Source organism: Mycobacterium helveticum (assembly GCF_007714205.1).
GTDB lineage: Bacteria > Actinomycetota > Actinomycetes > Mycobacteriales > Mycobacteriaceae > Mycobacterium > Mycobacterium helveticum.
In genome coordinates this window covers 1-18,114 of sequence record NZ_VMQU01000110.1, presented here as the reverse complement: position 1 = coordinate 18,114, position 18,114 = coordinate 1, and the positions used below count along the sequence as shown (strand labels likewise).

Genomic DNA, 18,114 nt, shown 5'->3' with positions numbered 1-18,114 from the left:
CGTCGGCACCACCGCGCGGGGTGGCGGCACCGGGCGCGGCGCCACGCTGGGCGCGGGCGGGGCCTGGCGGTTCTCGATGGCGGTCAATGTGTAGGCCACCCCACCGATCGCCGTCATGGCCACCAGCGCGCAGGTTCCGATGATGAACTGGGACAGCCGGACCCGTCGCCACGGCCGTGCTTTGGGCTCGTCGATCAGGTTGAGGCGCATCGACCAGCCCGCGGCGCCATCCTCGTCGTAGGCCTCCGGCGTGTACGGCAATCGGACGTCGCCGGGGTATTCGGTTTGCGACCAAGCCAATTCGCGGTCCGTCATGGCCTCGTCGTCGATCACCAGCACGTCGCCGCACCCCAGGTCGACGACTTCGCAGCAGTCGGCCGCGGCGGCGAGCAGGCCAACGGATGTGCGCGTGCGAAAGTCGAGTTCCTCCCCGCGCGACGCCAGCATCAACGCCCCGCAGGCGGCCGCGAAGGCGGGCTGCGCCGGCGACACGACCGGCCTGCGGGAGTGCACCGAAAGGCGTTCCGTGACGAGCGGAATGCTTGCTCCACCGCCGACGGTAACCACCGCCGAAAGGTCCGCCCAACTCCTGTTGTTGCGCACCAGCATGTCGTCGAGCGCATAGATGAAGCCCGTCAGGCGGTCCTGTATCAGGTCGCCCAGCTCCTCGCGGCTCAGCCGCATCGTGCACCGGCGTCCCCCGAGTTCGGCGGCGATCTCGGTCACCATCTCGGTGGACAGCCTCTCCTTGGCCGCGCGGCACTGCTCCCTGAGCCGGCCCAGCTGCCCCATCGCCGCGGTGCTGCCCGGGTCCAGGCCGCTGCCGTGCCCGAGCTCCTCGAAGACACGCAGCAACAACGCCTGGTCGATCTCGTCGCCGGAGAACTCCGGGAATCGCATTGTGGGACTGACCGGTTCGCAGTCATCGCCGAGGTTCATCAGCGTAGCCGAGGTGCCGCTGCCACCGAAGTCGAGCAATCCGACCACACCGGTTGCCGCGAAACACAGTTCGGCGTTCGCCGCGGTCAATGCCGCGACGGCGTCGGAAACCACGCGCGGCGCCATGCCGCTTCGCACGAAGCCCACATGGGTCCGCAGGGCGTTGCGCAGCGACTGCACGGTCGCCGGTTTCCAATACGCCGGCACGGCGATCGAGATCTCCGACGACGACGCGTCCGCGCCGGCGGCGAGCACCATCGCGTCCAGCGCCTCGACCATCAACAGGTCCGGATCGTGCGCCGAACCGTCCCCGGACACCAGCGCCACCGAGTCACCGATGCGCTCGACGAAGCCGCTCATCAGCACGCCGGCCTCGTTCAGAGGCGGACCCTCAACGGGCATACCGATTTTCGGCGCGCAGTGCGGATACAACGTCAGCACGGCACGCCGCGAAACCGGCGGGCTTCCGTTACACGCGGCGACCAGGTTCGTGGTCCCGATCGACAACCCGAGTGGGTCGTACATAGAGCGAACACCTTTGGCTGCAGGGGACGGTGGTCGGCGTCAACCATAGCCGTAGACACGCCCAAAGCCGATGGCTTGCAACGTCATTGGTATCCCGCCGATGCGGTTGTGTCACCGAAGTGGTACCGCAAACCCCTTGACAAGTCCGCCCGGGGCGGGGTCACACCACCGTCAGCGGCAGCGAGCGCCTCGGCTGGAACTCGAACGTCGCTCCGCCGCTGACCTTGGCCACCGCGACCTCCGGCAGCTCGTCGGCGGGCGTGTCGCCTTCCGCGAACTCCGCCGTCCACGCGGTGCCGGTGCCGCTCACCCGGACCCGCAGCCGCGGATCGATGGCGGTGGCGATCGCCTGCAGCGGCTGCACGGAGTCCGGTGCGCACAGTGCGATCCAGGCCCGGTCGTCGTGGGCCGGCGACGGCCGCACGGAAAGCCCGTTGCCCGCCGTCTGGGCCACCACGTAGCCGGCGGGGTTGAGCAGCGGATGCAGCTCGAGCACCCGCAGGGTTCCCCCGACACCGCCGGGGAGCCGCAGCGCGCGGTGAATCCGCTCGGCGGCCAGCCCGGCTATGCCGATCAGGCCGCGGGTGCACACCGAGACCGCCTGGGCATCGTCGGCGGCGCGGGCGCGCACCGCCAGGGCAAAGGACAGGTACAGCAGGTGCATCTGCAGGCACACCTCGTCGGCGATGCGCACCAGCGCCGAGTGCGAGAAGGCGCCGAAGTCGAGATCGGACAGCACCGGTCCCGAATAGTCGGCCAGCCCCTCGTCGGCGGGATCGATCGCCGCCAATTCCCAGGTGGCGGCCCGGGTTCGGCGAACGACGTCTAAGGCCGGGATGGCCTGCGCCTCGGGATGGGAGTCGTCGATGGTGACGGTCCACGCGCAGTGCGGATGCCGGTCCGCAGGCTGCCGCGGGGGCCGGTGGACGGGCCGAACCTGCGCGCGCGGGTTGGTCGCCACCGCGGTGGCGTCGAACGTCGGGTCCTCGATGGTGTGACACATCCCGAACACGTACCGCTCGCCCATCGGCTCCACGTCGAGCAGCGCACCGCAGTGGTCGAGGTGGAATTCGCCGTGCCAACGGTCGTGGATCGTGTAGCGGAAGTCCATGAACTGCGGCGGGGCCCCGATGTCGAGCTGCAGGCCCTTGAAGATGGTGGGCACGTCGTCGCCCTCGTAGCCCAGCGCCCGCTGCATGCGCCTGGTGTAGAGGGGGCTGGCGCCCGCCCACTCCTCGATCGCGATCTGCACCATCTCGTCGCGGCCGAAGGCGTTGATGCACCAGGCCATGCCGGAGCGGTCGATCAGCTGCCCGATCAGCAGCAGTTCGGGGACCAGGACGGCCAGTTCCTGCCGGGACAGCTGCGCGTAGCGGGATTGAGTCACCGCCCAAAAATAAATGTGGCTATGTTATAAAGTCAACAATGTCGATTTCCGCAGCTCAGACGCCCGGTCGCACGGCCAGTCCCACGCGGCGCACCAGCGCACCGCGCAAGCGTGGCGACGACACCCGGGCCAGGATCATCGACGAGACGGTCCGCTGCATCGTCGAGGAGGGGTTCGCCGCCGCGACCGCCAAGCACGTCGCCGAACGCGCGGGCGTGACGTGGGGGGTCATCCAGTACCACTTCGGGGACCGCAACGGCCTGCTGATGGCCGTGGTCGACGACGGAGTGGCCAGGCTGGTCGACAGCCTGTCCTCGGCCGACGTCGGCGAGCTGGCGGCGAGCGAGCGCATCGAGGTGGTCGTCGACACCGCCTGGGCCTGCTACAGCAGCCCCACCTCGACGGCGGCCTTCGAGATCCTGCGGGCCACCCGCGGCGGCCCGGGGGCGGCGTCGCGGCACCACCTGCTCGAGATGAACTCCGCGATCGCACAGCTCGGCCGGTTGATCACCGACGACCCCGTCAACGACGGCGTGGCCGAGGTGATCTGGGCGGCGCTGCGGGGTGTGGTGCTGGTGCAGATGATCATCGGCGCCCCGGTTGACTGGCGCCGGGAGCGGCGCGCGCTGATCGACATGGTGACGCATTACCTGCAACGCTCGGGCGGTCATGCGACCGATGTGCTGGAATGACCTGATGACCCCCCGAGAGTTCGCCGACATCGAAGCCGTCAAGCAGGTCAAATACCGCTATCTGCGCGCGCTGGACACCAAGCGCTGGGACGACTTCGCCGACGCCCTGGCCGACGACGTGGTCGGCGACTACGGATCGTCGGTGGGCGAGGAGCACCACTTCACCAACCGCGTCGACCTGGTGAACTACATGCGCAAATCCCTTGGGCCGGCGGTGATCACCGAACACCGGGTGACCCATCCCGAGATCACCGTGTCCGGCGACGAGGCGTCGGGCACCTGGTACCTGCAGGACCGGGTGATCGTGGCCGACTTCAACTTCATGCTGATCGGTGCGGCCTTCTACCACGACACCTACCGGCGCACCGACGACGGCTGGAAGATCAGCGCCACCGGCTACGAGCGCACCTACGAGGCGACGATGTCCTTGGCGGGCCTGGACTTCAAGCTCACGCCGGGCCGCGCCCTGGACTGATCGCCGCGGCTGCGGCGCTACTTGCCGATCGCGATCACCGCGCCGGGCCGCAGCCAGCGGATGACCTGCACCAGTGTCGCGTCGTCGATCGCCACGCAGCCCTCGGTGGGGTGACCGTCGGTGGTGTGGAAGAAGAACGCCGCCCCGCCGCCGGGCGTCTTGTTCTTGTTGACGCCCATGACGACGGCGTGCTTGTACTGCGGGATGTTCAGGTTCTCGCTCTCGGCGGTGCTGAACGGGCACTGCGACTTCTGGCAGACCTGCATCGAGTTGAAGGTGGGGCTGTGGTCGTCGCCGCTCCACCAGTAGTTGGGCCCGACGACCTGCGTGTACGGCAGTCCCCCACCGGGATTCGGCGCGGTGCCGAAGGCCGAGTCCAGGGTGTAGACCCCCATCGGGGTGGCCGGCACCCCGCTTCGGGCCTGCGGCGCCAGGCCCGCCGAACCGACGTGGGTTCCGATCCCGGTCCGCAGCGGCTGCCATCCGGCGGTGGTGCGCTGATAGATGTCCATCTGCGCCGCCGAGCCGCCGGTGCCCACCACCGACACCACCTGGGTGGCGTTGCCGACCGCGTTCGCGAACCAGGGGGCGCCGGCCGCGCCGCTGGTCGGGGCGAGCCAGAGCCATCCGCACACCGTGCACGCCGCAGCGCACAGCACAGCCAACAGGCGCATGTTTTCCATCGTCGGGCCGGGCAATCCTCGAGGTCAAGTCAAGCTTTAGCCCCGGTTGGATCACGGTCGCGTGATCCGGGCACCGCGAGGGCGCCCCGGATTGCACGGGTCATACTGGCGTCATGGCGGTGTTTGTCCGGAAGTTGTTCGGCATCGGCAAGCTGCCCCACGACCTGCTCGCCCGGGCCGAGGCGGAAGGCCTTGTCTACCTTGCCGACTACGTCGCGGTGACCCGCCGGTTCAGCGGCACCATTCCCGGCGTGCGGCTGCCGCACGGCGTCGCCAGCTACTCGGGGTCGCTGGTCTTCACCTCAGAGCGGGTACTGGCCACGCTGTCGCTGCTGCCCAAACTGGCCGGCCCCACCGTCGACGTGCGCTGGGACGCGCCGCAGGCCGGGCCCGCCAGGGCGGAGATCTCCCCGACCGGGCTGCAGGTCGACCTCGACGTCGGCGAGGTCGACGACAGGTTCAGCGGCGAACTGTCGCTGCACTACAAGGCCGCCATCCCGGCCGACGTGCTCAGCGGCCTGCCGCGGCGGTCGCTGGCGTTCGACATGCCGGCCGAATACATCTTCCGGGCCGTCGGCGTCACCTACAGCCCATGACCGACGGGGCCTTCAGCGCGCACGAGCGGCGCGCCGTCTACCGGGTGATCTCCGAGCGGCGGGACATGCGCCGCTTCACCCCCGGCGGCGTGGTGCCCGAGGACGTGCTGGCGCGTTTGCTGCAGGCCGCGCACGCCGCACCCAGCGTCGGGCTGATGCAGCCCTGGCGCTTCGTCCGCATCACCGACGACCCGCTGCGGCGCCGCATCCACGCCCTCGTCGACGAGGAGCGCCCGCGCACCGCCGCCGCCCTCGGCGAACGGGGCGAGGAATTCCTCGCGCTGAAGGTCGAGGGCATCCTCGACTGCGCCGAGCTGTTCGTCGTGGCGCTGTGCGAGGACCGTGAACGACACGTTTTCGGCCGCCGGACCCTGCCGCAGATGGACCTCGCGTCGGTGGCCTGCGCCATCCAGAACCTGTGGCTGGCCGCCCGGTCCGAAGGCCTCGGCATGGGATGGGTGTCCCTGTTCGATCCGCAGCGGTTGGCGGACCTTCTGGCGATGCCCGCCGGCGCCGAGCCGGTGGCCATCCTGTGCCTGGGCCCGGTGCCCGAGTTCCCGGATCGGCCCGCCCTGGAACTGGACAGCTGGGCGTTTGCGCGGCCGCTGTCGGCGTTCGTCAGCGAGAACCGCTGGGATCGGCTACCCGCCGAGTCACCGAAACCGCAGTGAGGGGGCGTGTTTCGGGCGCGGGTATCCTCGCCGACGGGGGACAACAGGGAGGGACGGCGTAGACGTGGCGGACGCGCAGCACGACAACGTCCTGATCGTGCACTGTCACGACCTGGGGCGCCAGCTCGGTGCCTACGGCCACCCCGACGTGTCCAGCCCACGACTGGACCGGCTTGCCGCCGAGGGGGGCATCCTGTTCACCCGGGCCCATGCCACCGCGCCGCAGTGCTCGCCGTCGCGCGGGTCGCTGTTCACCGGCCGCTACCCGCAGACCAACGGGCTCGCCGGCCTGGCCCACCACGGCTGGGAATACCGGGCCGGGGTCCGCACCCTCCCCCAGATACTGGCCGGATTCGGCTGGTGCTCGGCACTTTTCGGCATGCAGCATGAGACGTCACACCCGCAACGGCTGGGCTTCGACGAATTCGACGTGTCGGACTCCCACTGCGACCGCGTGGTGGACCGGGCCGGGCGATGGCTGCGGAGCCATGCCGAAAGCGCTGCGGCCCAGCCCTTCCTGCTGACCGCCGGATTCTTCGAAACGCACCGCCCCTACCCGCCGGACCGCTACCGGCCGGCCGATCCCGCCGCCGTGGACCCACCCGGCTGCCTGCCCGACACCCCCGCGGTCCGCGGCGACCTCGCCGCGTTCTACGGGGCGATCGCCGTGGCCGACGCCGCGGTCGGCCGTCTGCTGGACGACTTGGCCGACACAGGCCTGGACAACCGCACCTGGGTGGTGTTCTTCACCGACCACGGCCCGGCCTTCCCGCGGGCGAAATCGACGCTCTATGACGCCGGAACCGGCATCGCCATGATCGTGCGCCCACCCACCGGGCGCACCGCGGGTCCCCGCGTCTACGACGAACTGTTCAGCGGCGTCGACCTGGTGCCGACGCTGCTGGGCCTGCTGGGTCTCGACGTTCCCGACGACGTCGACGGCCTGTCACACGCGGCGGCCCTGCTCGCACCGGGCCCGCCTCGCGGCACACCGGTCCGGGACCACGTGTTCACCAGCAAGACCTACCATGACTCGTTCGACCCGATCCGCGCGATTCGCACCAAGGACCACAGCTACATCGAGAACTACACGTCCCGGCCCCTGGTCGACCTGCCGCTGGACGTCGCACAGAGCCCCTCGGGAGCGGCGTTCGCGCCGTTGGCCGTGGGCCCGCGCCCCGACCGCGAACTCTACGACCTGCGCAGCGATCCCACCGAGTCCACCAACCTGCTGTCCGGCGACCCCGGCGGCACCGACCAGATCGCGACCGAATTGGCGCTGCGCCTGAATGATTGGCGCCAGCGGATCGGCGACGTGATCCCCTCCGACTTCGCCGGGAGCCGCATCATGATGCGCAAGCTCGACGCGTCCCGGTAGCGATGTCCCGGTAGCGATGTCCCTGTAGCGATGCCCCTGTAGCGATGCCCTCTCCCACCGCCTCGTACCTGATCCTGGCCACCCAGCGCACCGGCAGCACCATGCTGATGGAGTCGCTGCGCGCGGCGGGATGCGCCGGAGACCCGCAGGAGTTCTTCCAGTACCTGCCCGGCACCGGCATGGCGCCGCAGCCGCGCGAGTGGTTCGCCGGGGTCGACGACGAGTCGATCCTGCGCCTGCTCGATCCGCTGGTCTCCGGCGTCCCCGACGTCACGCCGCCGGTCGCCTGGCGCGAACACATCCGCAGGTCCGGCCGCACGCCCAACGGTGTCTGGGGCGGCAAGCTGATGTGGAACCAGACCGATACGTTGCTGGCGCGGGCGTCGCAACTGCCGGAGCGCTCCGGTGACGGCCTGCGCTCGGCGATCCGTGACCTGGTCGGAACCGAGCCGGTGTACGTCCACGTGTACCGGCCCGACGTGGTGTCGCAGGCGGTGTCGTTCTGGCGCGCCGCGCAGACCCAGGTGTGGCGGGGCCGTCCGGACCCCGAGCGCGACGCGCGCGCGACCTATCACGCCGGCGCCATCGCCCACCTGGTGGGAATCCTGCGCGAGCAGGAAAGCGGTTGGCGCACTTGGTTTGCCGAGGAGAACATCGCGCCGATGGAAATCGCGTATCCGGTGCTGTGGCGCAACCCGACCTCCATTGTCGGCGACATCCTTCAGGCACTGGGGCAGGATCGGCGGCGGGCGCCCGAGCCGATGACCGAGCGCCAGGCCGACGAGCGATCCTACGCGTGGGTCGGCCGCTACCGGGACGAGGCCCCCCGGCTGGGGCTACCCACCTGAGCGGCGCGCGCCACCGACCTCGGCGACGATGAACACCCGGCGGAACGGGAAGACGGTGGTGCCGTCGGCCCGGGCCGGGTAGGCGTCGTCCAGCAGCGGTGTCAGTTCCCGGCGGAAGCGCTCCCAGTCCCCGTCGCCGAGCCGTTCGCGCACCGGGACCAGCGCGGTGCCGGTGATCCATTCCAGCACCGGGTGCGCACCGGTGAGCTGGTGCAGGTACGTCGTCTCCCAGACGTCGACCCTGCAGCCGGCGTCCAGCAGCAGGTTGGCGTAGTGCGTCGGCGCCTGGACCGCGGCCCCGACACGAAAAGGTACGTCGCGCAGCAGCTTTGCGTACGGCTCGCGGCGCGCCAGCGTGCGCACCACCGCATGCGACGGCGACTCGAAGTTGCCGGGCATCTGGACGCCGATCCAGGACCCCGGCGCCAGTTCCGTGGCCCAGCGGACCAGCAGATCGGCGTGCTCGGGCACCCAGTGCAGGGCGGCGTTGCTGATCACGACGTCGGTGTCGGGCCGGGGCTTCCAGTCGCGCAGATCGCCGGCGGCGGCATCGATGCCGCGTTCGCGGGCGGCGGCGACCATCTCCGACGAGCTGTCGATCGCCTCGATCACCGCGGTCGGCCAGCGTTTGGCCAGATAGGCCGTCAGGTTGCCCGGTCCGCACCCGAGGTCGACCACACGGCGTGCGCGCTCCGGCCCGACCCGGGTGAGCAGGTCGTAGAACGGGCGGCCGCGGTGGTCGGCGAAGGCCAGGTAGACGTCGGGATCCCACATGTCGGTCCTCCTGATCCTCGTTCGTCGGCTTTGGACGAACCGTATTACGGTATGCCGTTCCGGTGCGCACCCGGTGGGGCGGGATACCATCGGCGCTTGTGGCCTCCGACACGGATCCGGCCGATCCGCCCCTCCCCGTCCCGGATGTCCCCGTCCCGGATGTCCCCGTCCCGGATGTCCCGAGCGCCTTCGAGGGTGCGGACGTGCCGGCTGGCGCCGATGGGCTGCCACCCCTTTCGGCGCTGTCGCCGCGTGAGCGCCTGGTGGTCGAGGCGTCGGCTCTCGGCGATCTCGCCCTGCGCACCTGGGTCGCGTCCCTGCTGGCCATCACCGTGGCACCGGTGGTGGTCGCCGCCGCGGCGCGCCGGGCCGAGTCCCGGGACGAACGCGCCAACCTGCGCTTCTATGCCGACCTGGCTGCCGAACGGGACCCGGCGAAGTCGTTCCCGGCGCCCACCGAGGTGCCCCGCGTCCGGTCGCGCCCCGCGCACCCGGTCGCCGAGTGGATCGCCGGCGGCACGGTCGACGACATCGCATTCCCCAGCAGCTTCATCGCGGTCAACCCCGCGCTACGCTCGCGGTGGAACACGTTGGGCGCCAACAACATCGTGCGCGCGCAGCACTGGCGCCATCACGACGGCCCGCGTCCGACGCTGTGCGTGATCCACGGCTTCATGGGTTCGTCGTACCTGGCCAACGGGCGGTTCTTCTCGCTGCCGTGGTACTACCGGTCCGGCTACGACGTGTTGATGTACACGCTGCCGTTTCACGGCAAGCGACGCGGACGGCTCTCGCCGTTCAGCGGTTTCGGCTATTTCTCCCGGGGCCTCGGCGGTTTCGCCGAGGCGATGGCTCAGGCCGTGCACGACTTCCGTTCCATCCTCGACCATCTGCGCCACACCGGCGTCGACCGTATCGCGCTGACCGGCATATCGCTGGGCGGTTACACGTCCGCGCTGGTGGCCTCGGTCGACGACCGGCTCGACGCCGTCATCCCCAACTGCCCGGTCGTCACCCCGGCGACGATGTTCGAAACCTGGTTCCCGGCAAACAAACTCGTCGGTCTGGGGCTGCGCCTGTCGGACATTGGCGGCGACGAGCTCGCGGCAGGCCTGGCCTACCACTGCCCGCTGAACTACCGGCCGCTGGTGCCCAAGGACCGTCGCATGCTCATCACCGGCCTCGGCGACCGGATGGCTCCGCCGGACCAGGCCGTGATGCTGTGGGAGCACTGGGACCGCTGCGCGCTGCACTGGTTCCCGGGCAGTCACGTCCTGCACGTGAGCCAGCTGGACTATCTGCGCCGGATGACGCGTTTTCTGCGGCCACTGATGTTCTAGTCCGCCCAGTCGCGGCAGCCGAGCCTGGCGTTGGCCATCGGGTAGAGCAAGCGCGCGAGGGCACCGACGAGTGAAGCGGTGGCACCGAGCAGCAGTTTGTCGCCTGTCGAGAAACCGTAGACGGACCGGGGCATGAACAGCGCCGTCACCGACCACAAAGACCAGACCGAGAAGACCACGTGCGAGGTCACAATCGACCAGAGCAGATTACGGCGAGCGATGACGTTGTTGCCGGCGTCCCACGTCAGGGAGTTTTCCGGGTTCCCAACCGCGATGCGATTCCCGCGCAGCACAGTTCCTCTCGTCAACGACGGTGGAAGGTCGGCCGGTGGGTTCGGAACGCGCCGACTGGGCCGCACACTTCGCGGCGATCAGCCGGATTCGGTCGAGCAGTCAGTAATCGGGCGCCGGATCAAGCCTGGCGAGTGTCATCGACCGCCACCACGACTCACCCCGTCCGAATGGATTCGGCGGCGACCGTCGGCCCTGAATCGCGCCTGATCGCCGCTGTTTCCGGTCAGTTCGATCAAGAACCAGGAGCGGTGGCGGGGACAATGTGGAACGGGTGACGCAGGGCGTCGCCGACGGCAGCACGCCGGGCCTCGCCGAACGCGGCGAGGTATGTCCGATCTGCTCAAGTACACGCCTTCGCACAGACCAGCGAGCCGTGCGAAGGCGTCGCGCGGTCCAGCTCCCGGGAAGCCCTCCGGGCCACCGCGGCAGTGCCCTACGGTTCCCTTCGGCCTGGCCGGACAGGTTACGTCAGGTCCGGACCGCTGGAAGGCATCAAAGTCGGGGACCTTACTGGGGGTCCGGCGTCAACATGGGCTTTGAACCAGCGTGCTCGGCTCGCTGATCCGTGTCGGGGGTCGTGTACTCGACCGGCTGGATTACGGCGGCGCGCCGCTCTCTGGCCTCGCGGGCGAAGATCAACGCGCCGAAGACCGCTGTTGCCGCTGCCAAGGCAATCCCCGTCGCGGCGTTGATTTCACGCCCGAAGGTGATCGACGCAATCCCCAACGCAAACAATCCGAAGGACTTGCGCAACGTGGCGGGATCGAATCTTTCGTGGACGTGCGTTCCGATATGTCCGCCGATCACCGTGATCACGGTGAAGGTCACGGCCAGTTTCCAGTTGACGTGGACACTGCTCAGGTAGCCGCCCAGTCCGGCGAACGAGTTGACGGCGCCGACGATGAGAGAGGTGCCCACGGCGTAGGCCATGGGAACTCCGCCGACCAAGATCAGGAACGGAACGATGAAGACACCCCCACCAGCCCCGACCAGTCCGGACACCAGCCCGATCGCGAGGCCCCCGAGGACGACCACAGCCGTGGGCAGCGGTCGGTGCTCCTCCGCCAAAGCGCCACGGCGGCGATGGCGCAGCACCGCGATTCCGGTGATGACCACGATCGAGGCGAATCCCAGAAGCAGCGCCCGACCGCTGAAAAAGCCGGCGAGCAGGCCACCCACGTACGCCCCGGCGAGACCACCACCGCCGAGGAGCACCGCCGTCCTCCACTGCACCCGGCCCGCCCGAATGAACGACATTGCGGCGACGGTGCTGGTGGCGCCGACGATCAGGTGTGCGACCGCTATCGCCTGCTTGGGGTCCATGCCGGCCACGTAAACGAGCAGGGGAACCGACAGGACCGACCCGCCGCTGCCCAGGATGCCGACCACGGTGCCGACAAAGAGCGCGAGAAACAGAGCCAGCCAGACCATTTCGGTCATTCGGGGACTACCTCATTTCCTGTGTCGAGCCGGGTGCTCTGGCGGGGCAGGGTTGGCGCGCGGCGCAGGTCTGACGGGCCGAGGGCCGACGCGCAGCGCCGAGCCGGGTCCAAGTCACGCCGTTGCGACTCGGTTGAACGCGAAGCGGGTTTTCAAGACCGAAAAGAGGTGGTGACATCATCATCCCCTGCGTCGAGCACGGCTGCCGGCGGCGTACCGCGTATCGCTATTGCACAGGGACCGTTGGCGGCCGAAATCGACCGCATTCAGGGTGAGCCCCACCACCAACATGCGCCAGTTTTTCAACTACGCCGAGTGTAGGAATTTCCGTTTCTGTGTAGCAATTAGAAACCCGTGGGCGCCCACTCGACAAGTTGAGCCGCCCGATGCACAGGGAACCTCCAGAATGCACCAGCCGGACTGGCAGCCGGGCAGCTCGGGGTGCGCGCAGTGAGCGGGCCGACAACGGGCCAGCTAGGCGATCGCCGCCCGGTGCGCCCCGGCCACCGCCGTGGGCCAGTCCAGCCGCGTCAGCAGACCTGCCGGCTCCGCGGTGTGCCCGTCGAGCCGCTGGGTGGACAGCAGGTCCAGCGCCGCCAGCGCGGGGCCGTGGTTGCCGCGCTGCGGGGTCAGCCCGGGCACCGGCGCGGCGGCCCCGGGCGGCGACTCGGTGAGGAACGCGCAGGCGGCCGCGAGTGTCCGGCCGGTGCGGTCACCGGCGATCTCCAGCGCCGTACACGTCTCGCGCACCGGATGCGACCGGATTCCCGCCAGGGTCTCGGGCAACGACTCGTCGATGCAGACCCGGTACACCGCAACGTAATCCGATGCGCCCCGCTGCAACCCGCGCCAGGTCTCGCGAGCGTCGGCCGGCAGCAGCCGCGGGACGTCCTCGGGCCCGACCAGGGTGGCGTCCCAACCGATTTCGCGGAGGTGGTCGGCCAGTCGGCGCGCGGCGACACCGGTGGTCTCGGACAACGGGATCCGCGACGAACGGGCCCGCAGCGCCGCCAGATTGTCCACGGCCGACACCGTGAGCCCGATCCAGGTTTCCTGCACCCGCGCGCCGCTGCTGCGGCTGGTGATCCGGATCGCGTCGGCCCGGATGCCGTAGCAGTCCAGGTGGCGGGCGATCAGCGGCAGCGGCAGCACCTCCGAATCGTCGACCGGCGGCCCGACCCGCAGCAGCGCGGTTGCCTTCGTCGCGGACGCGGCTTTCGCGACGTAGAGATTGCGGCGGCTCATGATGGCGAACCGACGGCGCAGGATCGCGGTGACGTGCAGCCCGTCCCACCACCCGAACAGCAGGACCACCGCGACGGCGGCGGTGCCGAGCAGCCAGTAGGCACGTTCCGAGCGCCACGGGTATGCCATCGCCGCGGGCACCACGACCAGCAGCGCCAGCGTCACCCGGCCGGGTCCGGGGGCCGGTATCGAGCGAAGCAGGCTCACTTGGGTGACTCCTTCCGTCGGCGTGCGCCGATCGCGGTGAAAGCGGCGACGGCCGCGACCGCCACGGCCAGCGCGGCGGTGCCGGCCAACGCGACGGTCCGCGGCGTGGTGTCGGGCGGCGGCGCCGCCGCCGGCACGGCCACCGGGGGGGCCGGCGCCCCGGCCTGTTGGCCGGCGGGCAGCTGCCAGGTCAGGGCCGCCGCCGGGTCCACGCTGCCGGCCCCGACGACGTCGGAGGGCGCCCGGGCACCGTTGTGCGCGGTCGCGGTGAGGCGCTGCACGACCTGGGTGGCCGTCAGCTGCGGGTACGTGCTGCGCACCAGCGCCGCGACCCCGGACACGTAGCCGGCGGCGTAACCGGTGCCGCCGAGCGCGGCCAGTTGCTGGTGGTTGTCGGGCAGGCCGTCGGCCAGGCCACCGCCGTCACCGTTGCTCACCGACACGATGTTCTCCCCGGGTGCCGCGATGCCCACCCACGGCCCCGCCATCGTGAACGTGGAGGGCCGGCTCTCCGGTGTCAGCGAAGCGACCGAGAGCACGTAAGGCTGCCACCACGACGGGACGGACACCGACGTGACGCCGGCCCAGTTGCGCGGGTCGTCGGGACGGCTCAGGTCGGTCAGCGGGTTGGACTCGCACGGCGACCCGCCGGCGAGCGATCCGCTCGACCCGCCGTCGCCCGCGGCGGCCACGATCACCGCGTCCTTGTCGACCGCCGCGTAGCGCAGCGCCGCCCCGAGGGCGGCCTGGTCGACGGGTCGGTCGGCGGGCAGACAGGTGATCGCCGAGACGGTGATCACCCGCGCGCCCAGATCGGCCGCGTGCACGATCGCCCGGCCCAGCGCCGCGACGTCGAGGGAGGCCCGCGTCAGCAGCGGATCGCCGCCGGGCGTGCGGGGCGAGAACTTGGCCGACGTCGTCCTGATCGACACCACCCGCGCCGCGGGCGCGACCCCGGAGAAACCCTCGGCACCGGACGGTCCGGGCTGGCCGGCGATGATTCCGGCGACCAGGGTGCCGTGCCCGTCGCAGTCGGTCAGGCCGTCGGTCGTCTCCACGAAGTCGCCGCCCGGGTCGACGTTCGGCAGCCGCGGACCGGGCTGCACCCCGGTGTCGAGCACCGCGACCAGCTGGCCCTCACCCCGCGAGAACTGCCACGCGGCAGGCAGGTTCAGCATCGCCTGGCTGGGCGACACCACGTCGGGATCGCTGCCGGGAATGATCCCGGAGGTGCTGCACGGGCCGCGCTGTTCCATCGGCGCCACGGGGCCGGGTGTGCCGGCGGGCGGCGGCACCCCCGGGTCCACCTGCGGCTTGCCGATCGCGAACGCCGACGGGCATCCGCACAGCACGGCCGCGAACGCCGCTGCGAGGCATGCCGATCCGGCCCGCATCATCGATTGAGCACCAGGGCGAAGAGCCCGACCAGGTACGCCATCACGGGGATGAGCGAGGCGTCCAGGCCGGACGCGGCGAAGCCCAGCAGCCGGCGCAGCGGCAGCGAATAGCTCTCCGGCGCGGCAATGCCCGGGTTGAGCGCCGCCACCAGCCACGCCGACAGCAGCGCGACGAGCACCAGCAGCGCACCGAGGGCGGCCCCGTAGCGCCCCGTCGCGGTGTAGCACACCAGCAGCACGCCGGCGACGAGATAGGGCTGGGCGAGCAGCCAGGCCTTGCACACCGCCGAGTCCCACACGCGGGCACGCAGCACCGACGCCGCCGCGGTCGCGGCCACCACGTACCAGCCCCAACCGCTCACGCCCTCGGGCCGCAGCGCGATCGCGACCGAGCCCAGCACGCCGAGCAGCACCGCGGCGGCGAGGAACCCGCTCTGGTGGGCGTCGCCGATGCGGACCCGCCGCGGCAGGTCCTCGAGCACCCGCAACGACGGCGCCGAGGGCGTGGGGTCGCCGGGCGCCGGGATGACCGGCAGCGGGAAACGCGCCCACAGCGCAGAGAGCGGGGCCGCCTCGACGGTCACCAGCAGGGCCGCCACGATCAGCCCGCAACCGATGGTGAGCAGCGGTAGCCGCCAGAACATCTCGGTGCCCGCGGCCCCCAGCACGCCGGCTCCGAGTACCGCCGTCGCGGTGAACAGGCCGACGACGCGCTCGCGTTCGCCGCCGGGCACCATCAAGGCGATCAGCGACCAGGCCGTGACCCCGGCCGCGGCCAGCACCAGGTGCGCCGGCCCAAACCGGCCCGGCACCGCCAGCGCCAGGGCGGCGGCGATGGGCACCAGCGCGGTGATCGAGAGCGCGATGCCCGTGCGGGCCGACCGCGCGGTGATCAGCAAGCCGGCCACCGCGGTCAGCGCCGCGACCACGCTGACCCCGACCAGCCCGGCCAGCGCCCCGGTGGCCGCCCGGTAGCTGACCGACAACCCGGTGGCCACCAACGCCACCACGATCGTCGCGGCCAGCGCGCCGCGCTGGATATGCGCGGCTCCCCAGGGCCGCAGCCGGGACGCCGAGAAGATCATGGCGGCGTCGGCGATGTCCTCGACGATCCCGGGCGCGGCGGGCCCGACCGGAACCGGTTGCAGCGCAAGCAGATCGCCGTCGACCACGCCGACGGTGTCCAGGCTGGCGTCCAGGCTGAACGGCGCGCCGCCGACGGGCGCCAGGCTCAGCAGGACGGCCGCCCCGTCGTCGCCGGCCGCGTCGCCGTGGCCGTTGGAGGCGGCGGGAACCATCAATCGCCGCACCGCGGGCAGGATCTCGCGCAGCGGCAACTCGGCGGGCAGGGCCATCTCCGTCAGCCTGCTGTCCGCCAGGATGGCGACGCGGACGATCGGCATGACGGCGCCGGACATCACTGGGCCCGCCACGGTTGCTGGGACATCGTGCTCTCTTCTCTGTCTGCGTGTTGTTATCTGCGTGTTGTTATCTGCGTGTTGTTGCGGAAAAGTCGCGGGACAGCCGCCGGCCGGGGAACCATTGCCCGTCCGGCAGCAGGGCGGTCAGCTGTTCGACGGCGACGGCGGTCGCGAAGGGGGTTCCCGGGCGAAACGTCGAGACCCACTCGCCGTCGAATGCGCGGGACGGGCTGACCAGCACGCGCCCCGCGGTGGTGTCCACCAGGCTCATACCGACCTCGGTGGTCGCGTGCCGACCGTCGCGGCGGCAACCGGCGACGATCTCGACGTAGCTGCGCGGACCGGTGAACACCGATTCGACCACCGGCCGGGCCGACGCCGGAATGCCCAGGTAGTCCAGCACTTCCGCCAGCGATGCGCCGGACCGCAACCGCTCGTCGGCGCGCGCTCCGACGCGCGCCGGCATGCTGAATTCCTCGAACTGCGCCGGCGCGCGGTGCGCCAGCCCGGCGCCGAGTACGGGGACCAGCGCGCGGGGGTCCTCGATGTCCATGGCGGTCAACGTGATCAGCTGCGCACTGCGCAGGGCCACGATGGTCTTGCCGGTGACGCCCGGGCGCTTGGCGACCACGCCGCGCAGCAACTCGCCCGGGCCCGGACCGACGAAGCGCAGGTCCAGCCAGCGGTCCGGAAAGCACACCACCCTGATCCAGTCGGCCACCGCCGCGTTGACCACACCCTCGGCCGACACCAGGCCCAGCCGGGCCAGCTCGTCGTTCCGGCGCCGGCAGAACTCGTCGCGCTGCGCGGCGTCGCGGTAGGGAGCGGTGATCGCCAGAACCCAGGGGAAGTTGCCCGCCCCAATGGTTTCCGCGATATACCACGCTTGGTCGACCGTCATCTCGACGGCGTTGGGTGCTGTGCTCATCGACGTCGCCGACGCGGTGCCTAACCGCCCCACTTGGCGGCCTCGGCCGCGTCGCGGGCGTACATGGACAGGGTGTTGCCCTCGTGGGTGCTGGCCATCGCCTGGTAGGCCCGCACCATGTCTTCCATGGCCTGGTTCCACTGGGCCTGCCACATCTGATAGGTCATGCCCGTGTCGCCCTGCCAGGCGTTGGACAGTGCCGCCTGTTCGCTGGCGATGTCGGCGCCCAGCCCCTGCAGCGTTCCGGCGTAGCCGGACATGTCCGCGGCGTGCGCCAGCATCGCCGGGTAGTTGTACATGATCTGTGCCATCACAAGTCCTTTCGCGGGTGCGCCGAGGTCAGAAGCCGGGGTAGGTGGACGCGGCCGCGGAATCGGCGGCCACATAGGTGCCCGCGGCGTCCCCGAGGTTGGCCTGGGCGATGTCGAGCAGCGTGTTGATCCGGGCGGCGACCTCCACGAACCGCGCGTGGGCGGCCTGGAACGCCGCCGACGCCTCGCCCACGTGGAACGCCTGCGCCGACATCGCCTCCTGCTCGGCCTGACTGATCGTGCTGCGCATCAACGCCGCCTTGGCGCCGAACGCGGACTGCGCGGCCACCAACTGCGGAATGTGAGCATCCAAGAGGCTCATCGTGTTTCCCTTCTTCGTGATCTTCCTGACTTGCGGTTGCCGAGCTTCACTTCGCTAACCGTCCGGTCCCCCTCTCCCCGGGGCTTCGTCGTCGTGGTCCCAGGTGCCGGGCACCATCGGCATGCGCGGGCCGCCGCCGAACTCGCCGCCGGCCAGTTCGGTCAGGCCCGCCGCCCGCAGCGCGTCGTCCTTGTGGGCGGTGCCCGAGAATCCCAGCGCACCGGCCCCGTTCGCGGCGGCG

At 70.6% G+C, this 18,114-nt stretch carries 18 protein-coding genes and 2 pseudogenes; 7 read left to right on the top strand and 13 right to left on the bottom strand.

Annotation, left to right across the window (positions count from 1 at the left end):
* Together FPZ47_RS21005 and FPZ47_RS21000 are read right to left on the bottom strand one after the other, a co-directional pair.
* Positions 1-1,464, bottom strand: a 1,464-nt coding sequence (locus FPZ47_RS21005) for an Hsp70 family protein (RefSeq protein WP_145039577.1), incomplete at its 3' end; no start/stop codon positions are given.
* A 160-nt stretch (positions 1,465-1,624) separates the two neighbouring features.
* The gene (locus tag FPZ47_RS21000; RefSeq protein WP_144954264.1) at positions 1,625-2,851 is read right to left on the bottom strand and encodes a hypothetical protein; all 1,227 of its coding nucleotides are present in this window, start codon (positions 2,849-2,851) and stop codon (positions 1,625-1,627) included.
* A 38-nt stretch (positions 2,852-2,889) separates the two neighbouring features.
* On the opposite strand from FPZ47_RS21000, the gene FPZ47_RS20995 reads away from it, so the two are divergent.
* Both FPZ47_RS20995 and FPZ47_RS20990 read left to right on the top strand, forming a co-directional pair.
* On the top strand, positions 2,890-3,543 hold the full coding sequence (locus tag FPZ47_RS20995; RefSeq protein WP_144954267.1) for a TetR/AcrR family transcriptional regulator: 654 nt from the start codon (positions 2,890-2,892) through the stop codon (positions 3,541-3,543).
* On the top strand, positions 3,530-4,018 hold the full coding sequence (locus tag FPZ47_RS20990; protein ID WP_144954270.1) for a nuclear transport factor 2 family protein: 489 nt from the start codon (positions 3,530-3,532) through the stop codon (positions 4,016-4,018). Before FPZ47_RS20995 ends, FPZ47_RS20990 begins: the two co-directional genes overlap by 14 nt.
* Before the next feature lie 17 nt (positions 4,019-4,035).
* Here the strand turns inward: FPZ47_RS20990 and FPZ47_RS20985 are convergent, their stop codons facing one another.
* The gene (locus FPZ47_RS20985) at positions 4,036-4,701 is read right to left on the bottom strand and encodes a L,D-transpeptidase family protein (RefSeq protein ID WP_168209524.1); all 666 of its coding nucleotides are present in this window, start codon (positions 4,699-4,701) and stop codon (positions 4,036-4,038) included.
* 113 nt (positions 4,702-4,814) lie between these two features.
* Between FPZ47_RS20985 and FPZ47_RS20980 the strand changes: the two genes are divergently transcribed.
* The 4 genes and pseudogenes from FPZ47_RS20980 to stf0 all read left to right on the top strand — a co-directional run bounded on the left by FPZ47_RS20980 (position 4,815) and on the right by stf0 (position 8,194).
* Positions 4,815-5,297, top strand: a complete 483-nt coding sequence (locus FPZ47_RS20980; RefSeq protein ID WP_144954276.1) for a hypothetical protein — start codon at positions 4,815-4,817, stop codon at positions 5,295-5,297.
* Positions 5,294-5,968: a 5,6-dimethylbenzimidazole synthase gene (bluB, locus tag FPZ47_RS20975; protein WP_144954279.1), complete on the top strand. Its 675-nt coding sequence runs from the start codon at positions 5,294-5,296 to the stop codon at positions 5,966-5,968. The genes FPZ47_RS20980 and bluB overlap by 4 nt, the downstream gene beginning before the upstream one ends.
* Positions 5,969-6,032: 64 nt before the next feature.
* Positions 6,033-7,325, top strand: a pseudogene (locus FPZ47_RS20970) (sulfatase family protein); the annotation flags it as partial.
* Positions 7,326-7,390: 65 nt separating this feature from the next.
* Positions 7,391-8,194 carry a trehalose 2-sulfotransferase gene (gene stf0, locus FPZ47_RS20965; protein WP_144954285.1) on the top strand — a complete coding sequence of 268 codons (804 nt, stop codon included), beginning with the start codon at positions 7,391-7,393 and terminating at the stop codon, positions 8,192-8,194.
* Here the strand turns inward: stf0 and FPZ47_RS20960 are convergent.
* Positions 8,183-8,968, bottom strand: coding sequence for a trans-aconitate 2-methyltransferase (locus tag FPZ47_RS20960; protein ID WP_144954288.1), 786 nt, complete (start codon positions 8,966-8,968; stop codon positions 8,183-8,185). The genes stf0 and FPZ47_RS20960 overlap by 12 nt on opposite strands.
* A gap of 98 nt (positions 8,969-9,066) precedes the next feature.
* Here FPZ47_RS20960 and FPZ47_RS20955 point away from each other — a divergent pair, with 98 nt between their 5' ends.
* The gene (locus FPZ47_RS20955; protein WP_144954291.1) at positions 9,067-10,308 is read left to right on the top strand and encodes an alpha/beta hydrolase family protein; all 1,242 of its coding nucleotides are present in this window, start codon (positions 9,067-9,069) and stop codon (positions 10,306-10,308) included.
* Between the two features lie 2 nt (positions 10,309-10,310).
* Here the strand turns inward: FPZ47_RS20955 and FPZ47_RS20950 are convergent.
* The 9 genes and pseudogenes from FPZ47_RS20950 to FPZ47_RS20910 form a co-directional block, all read right to left on the bottom strand.
* Positions 10,311-10,601, bottom strand: a pseudogene (locus FPZ47_RS20950) (MFS transporter); the annotation flags it as partial.
* Between the two features lie 508 nt (positions 10,602-11,109).
* On the bottom strand, positions 11,110-12,042 hold the full coding sequence (locus FPZ47_RS20945) for a sulfite exporter TauE/SafE family protein (RefSeq protein WP_144954297.1): 933 nt from the start codon (positions 12,040-12,042) through the stop codon (positions 11,110-11,112).
* A 474-nt stretch (positions 12,043-12,516) separates the two neighbouring features.
* Positions 12,517-13,494: a type VII secretion protein EccE gene (eccE, locus tag FPZ47_RS20940; protein ID WP_144954300.1), complete on the bottom strand. Its 978-nt coding sequence runs from the start codon at positions 13,492-13,494 to the stop codon at positions 12,517-12,519.
* A complete protein-coding gene (gene mycP / locus FPZ47_RS20935; RefSeq protein ID WP_145039574.1) occupies positions 13,491-14,891 on the bottom strand; it encodes a type VII secretion-associated serine protease mycosin in 1,401 nt (466 codons plus the stop codon). Before mycP ends, eccE begins: the two co-directional genes overlap by 4 nt.
* Positions 14,888-16,309 carry a type VII secretion integral membrane protein EccD gene (gene eccD, locus FPZ47_RS20930; protein WP_144954305.1) on the bottom strand — a complete coding sequence of 474 codons (1,422 nt, stop codon included), beginning with the start codon at positions 16,307-16,309 and terminating at the stop codon, positions 14,888-14,890. The genes mycP and eccD overlap by 4 nt, the downstream gene beginning before the upstream one ends.
* Before the next feature lie 70 nt (positions 16,310-16,379).
* A complete protein-coding gene (locus FPZ47_RS20925; protein ID WP_144954307.1) occupies positions 16,380-17,240 on the bottom strand; it encodes an ESX secretion-associated protein EspG in 861 nt (286 codons plus the stop codon).
* Between the two features lie 20 nt (positions 17,241-17,260).
* Positions 17,261-17,551 carry a WXG100 family type VII secretion target gene (locus FPZ47_RS20920; RefSeq protein WP_144954310.1) on the bottom strand — a complete coding sequence of 97 codons (291 nt, stop codon included), beginning with the start codon at positions 17,549-17,551 and terminating at the stop codon, positions 17,261-17,263.
* A 28-nt stretch (positions 17,552-17,579) separates the two neighbouring features.
* Positions 17,580-17,873, bottom strand: a complete 294-nt coding sequence (locus tag FPZ47_RS20915; RefSeq protein WP_144954313.1) for a WXG100 family type VII secretion target — start codon at positions 17,871-17,873, stop codon at positions 17,580-17,582.
* 54 nt (positions 17,874-17,927) lie between these two features.
* A partial coding sequence (locus FPZ47_RS20910) for a PPW family C-terminal domain-containing PPE protein (RefSeq protein WP_486813345.1) occupies positions 17,928-18,114 on the bottom strand: 187 nt, incomplete at its 5' end.

Excerpts from the sequence above, each read along its gene's own strand:
- FPZ47_RS20995 (WP_144954267.1), top strand. The coding sequence starts at position 2,890 with ATGTCGATTTCCGCAGCTCAGACGCCCGGTCGCACGGCCAGTCCCACG.
- FPZ47_RS20990 (WP_144954270.1), top strand. The coding sequence starts at position 3,530 with ATGTGCTGGAATGACCTGATGACCCCCCGAGAGTTCGCCGACATCGAA.
- FPZ47_RS20985 (WP_168209524.1), bottom strand. The coding sequence starts at position 4,701 with ATGGAAAACATGCGCCTGTTGGCTGTGCTGTGCGCTGCGGCGTGCACG.
- FPZ47_RS20980 (WP_144954276.1), top strand. The coding sequence starts at position 4,815 with ATGGCGGTGTTTGTCCGGAAGTTGTTCGGCATCGGCAAGCTGCCCCAC.
- bluB (WP_144954279.1), top strand. The coding sequence starts at position 5,294 with ATGACCGACGGGGCCTTCAGCGCGCACGAGCGGCGCGCCGTCTACCGG.
- stf0 (WP_144954285.1), top strand. The coding sequence starts at position 7,391 with ATGCCCTCTCCCACCGCCTCGTACCTGATCCTGGCCACCCAGCGCACC.
- FPZ47_RS20960 (WP_144954288.1), bottom strand. The coding sequence starts at position 8,968 with ATGTGGGATCCCGACGTCTACCTGGCCTTCGCCGACCACCGCGGCCGC.
- FPZ47_RS20945 (WP_144954297.1), bottom strand. The coding sequence starts at position 12,042 with ATGACCGAAATGGTCTGGCTGGCTCTGTTTCTCGCGCTCTTTGTCGGC.
- mycP (WP_145039574.1), bottom strand. The coding sequence starts at position 14,891 with ATGATGCGGGCCGGATCGGCATGCCTCGCAGCGGCGTTCGCGGCCGTG.
- eccD (WP_144954305.1), bottom strand. The coding sequence starts at position 16,309 with ATGTCCGGCGCCGTCATGCCGATCGTCCGCGTCGCCATCCTGGCGGAC.
- FPZ47_RS20925 (WP_144954307.1), bottom strand. The coding sequence starts at position 17,240 with ATGAGCACAGCACCCAACGCCGTCGAGATGACGGTCGACCAAGCGTGG.
- FPZ47_RS20920 (WP_144954310.1), bottom strand. The coding sequence starts at position 17,551 with ATGGCACAGATCATGTACAACTACCCGGCGATGCTGGCGCACGCCGCG.
- FPZ47_RS20915 (WP_144954313.1), bottom strand. The coding sequence starts at position 17,873 with ATGAGCCTCTTGGATGCTCACATTCCGCAGTTGGTGGCCGCGCAGTCC.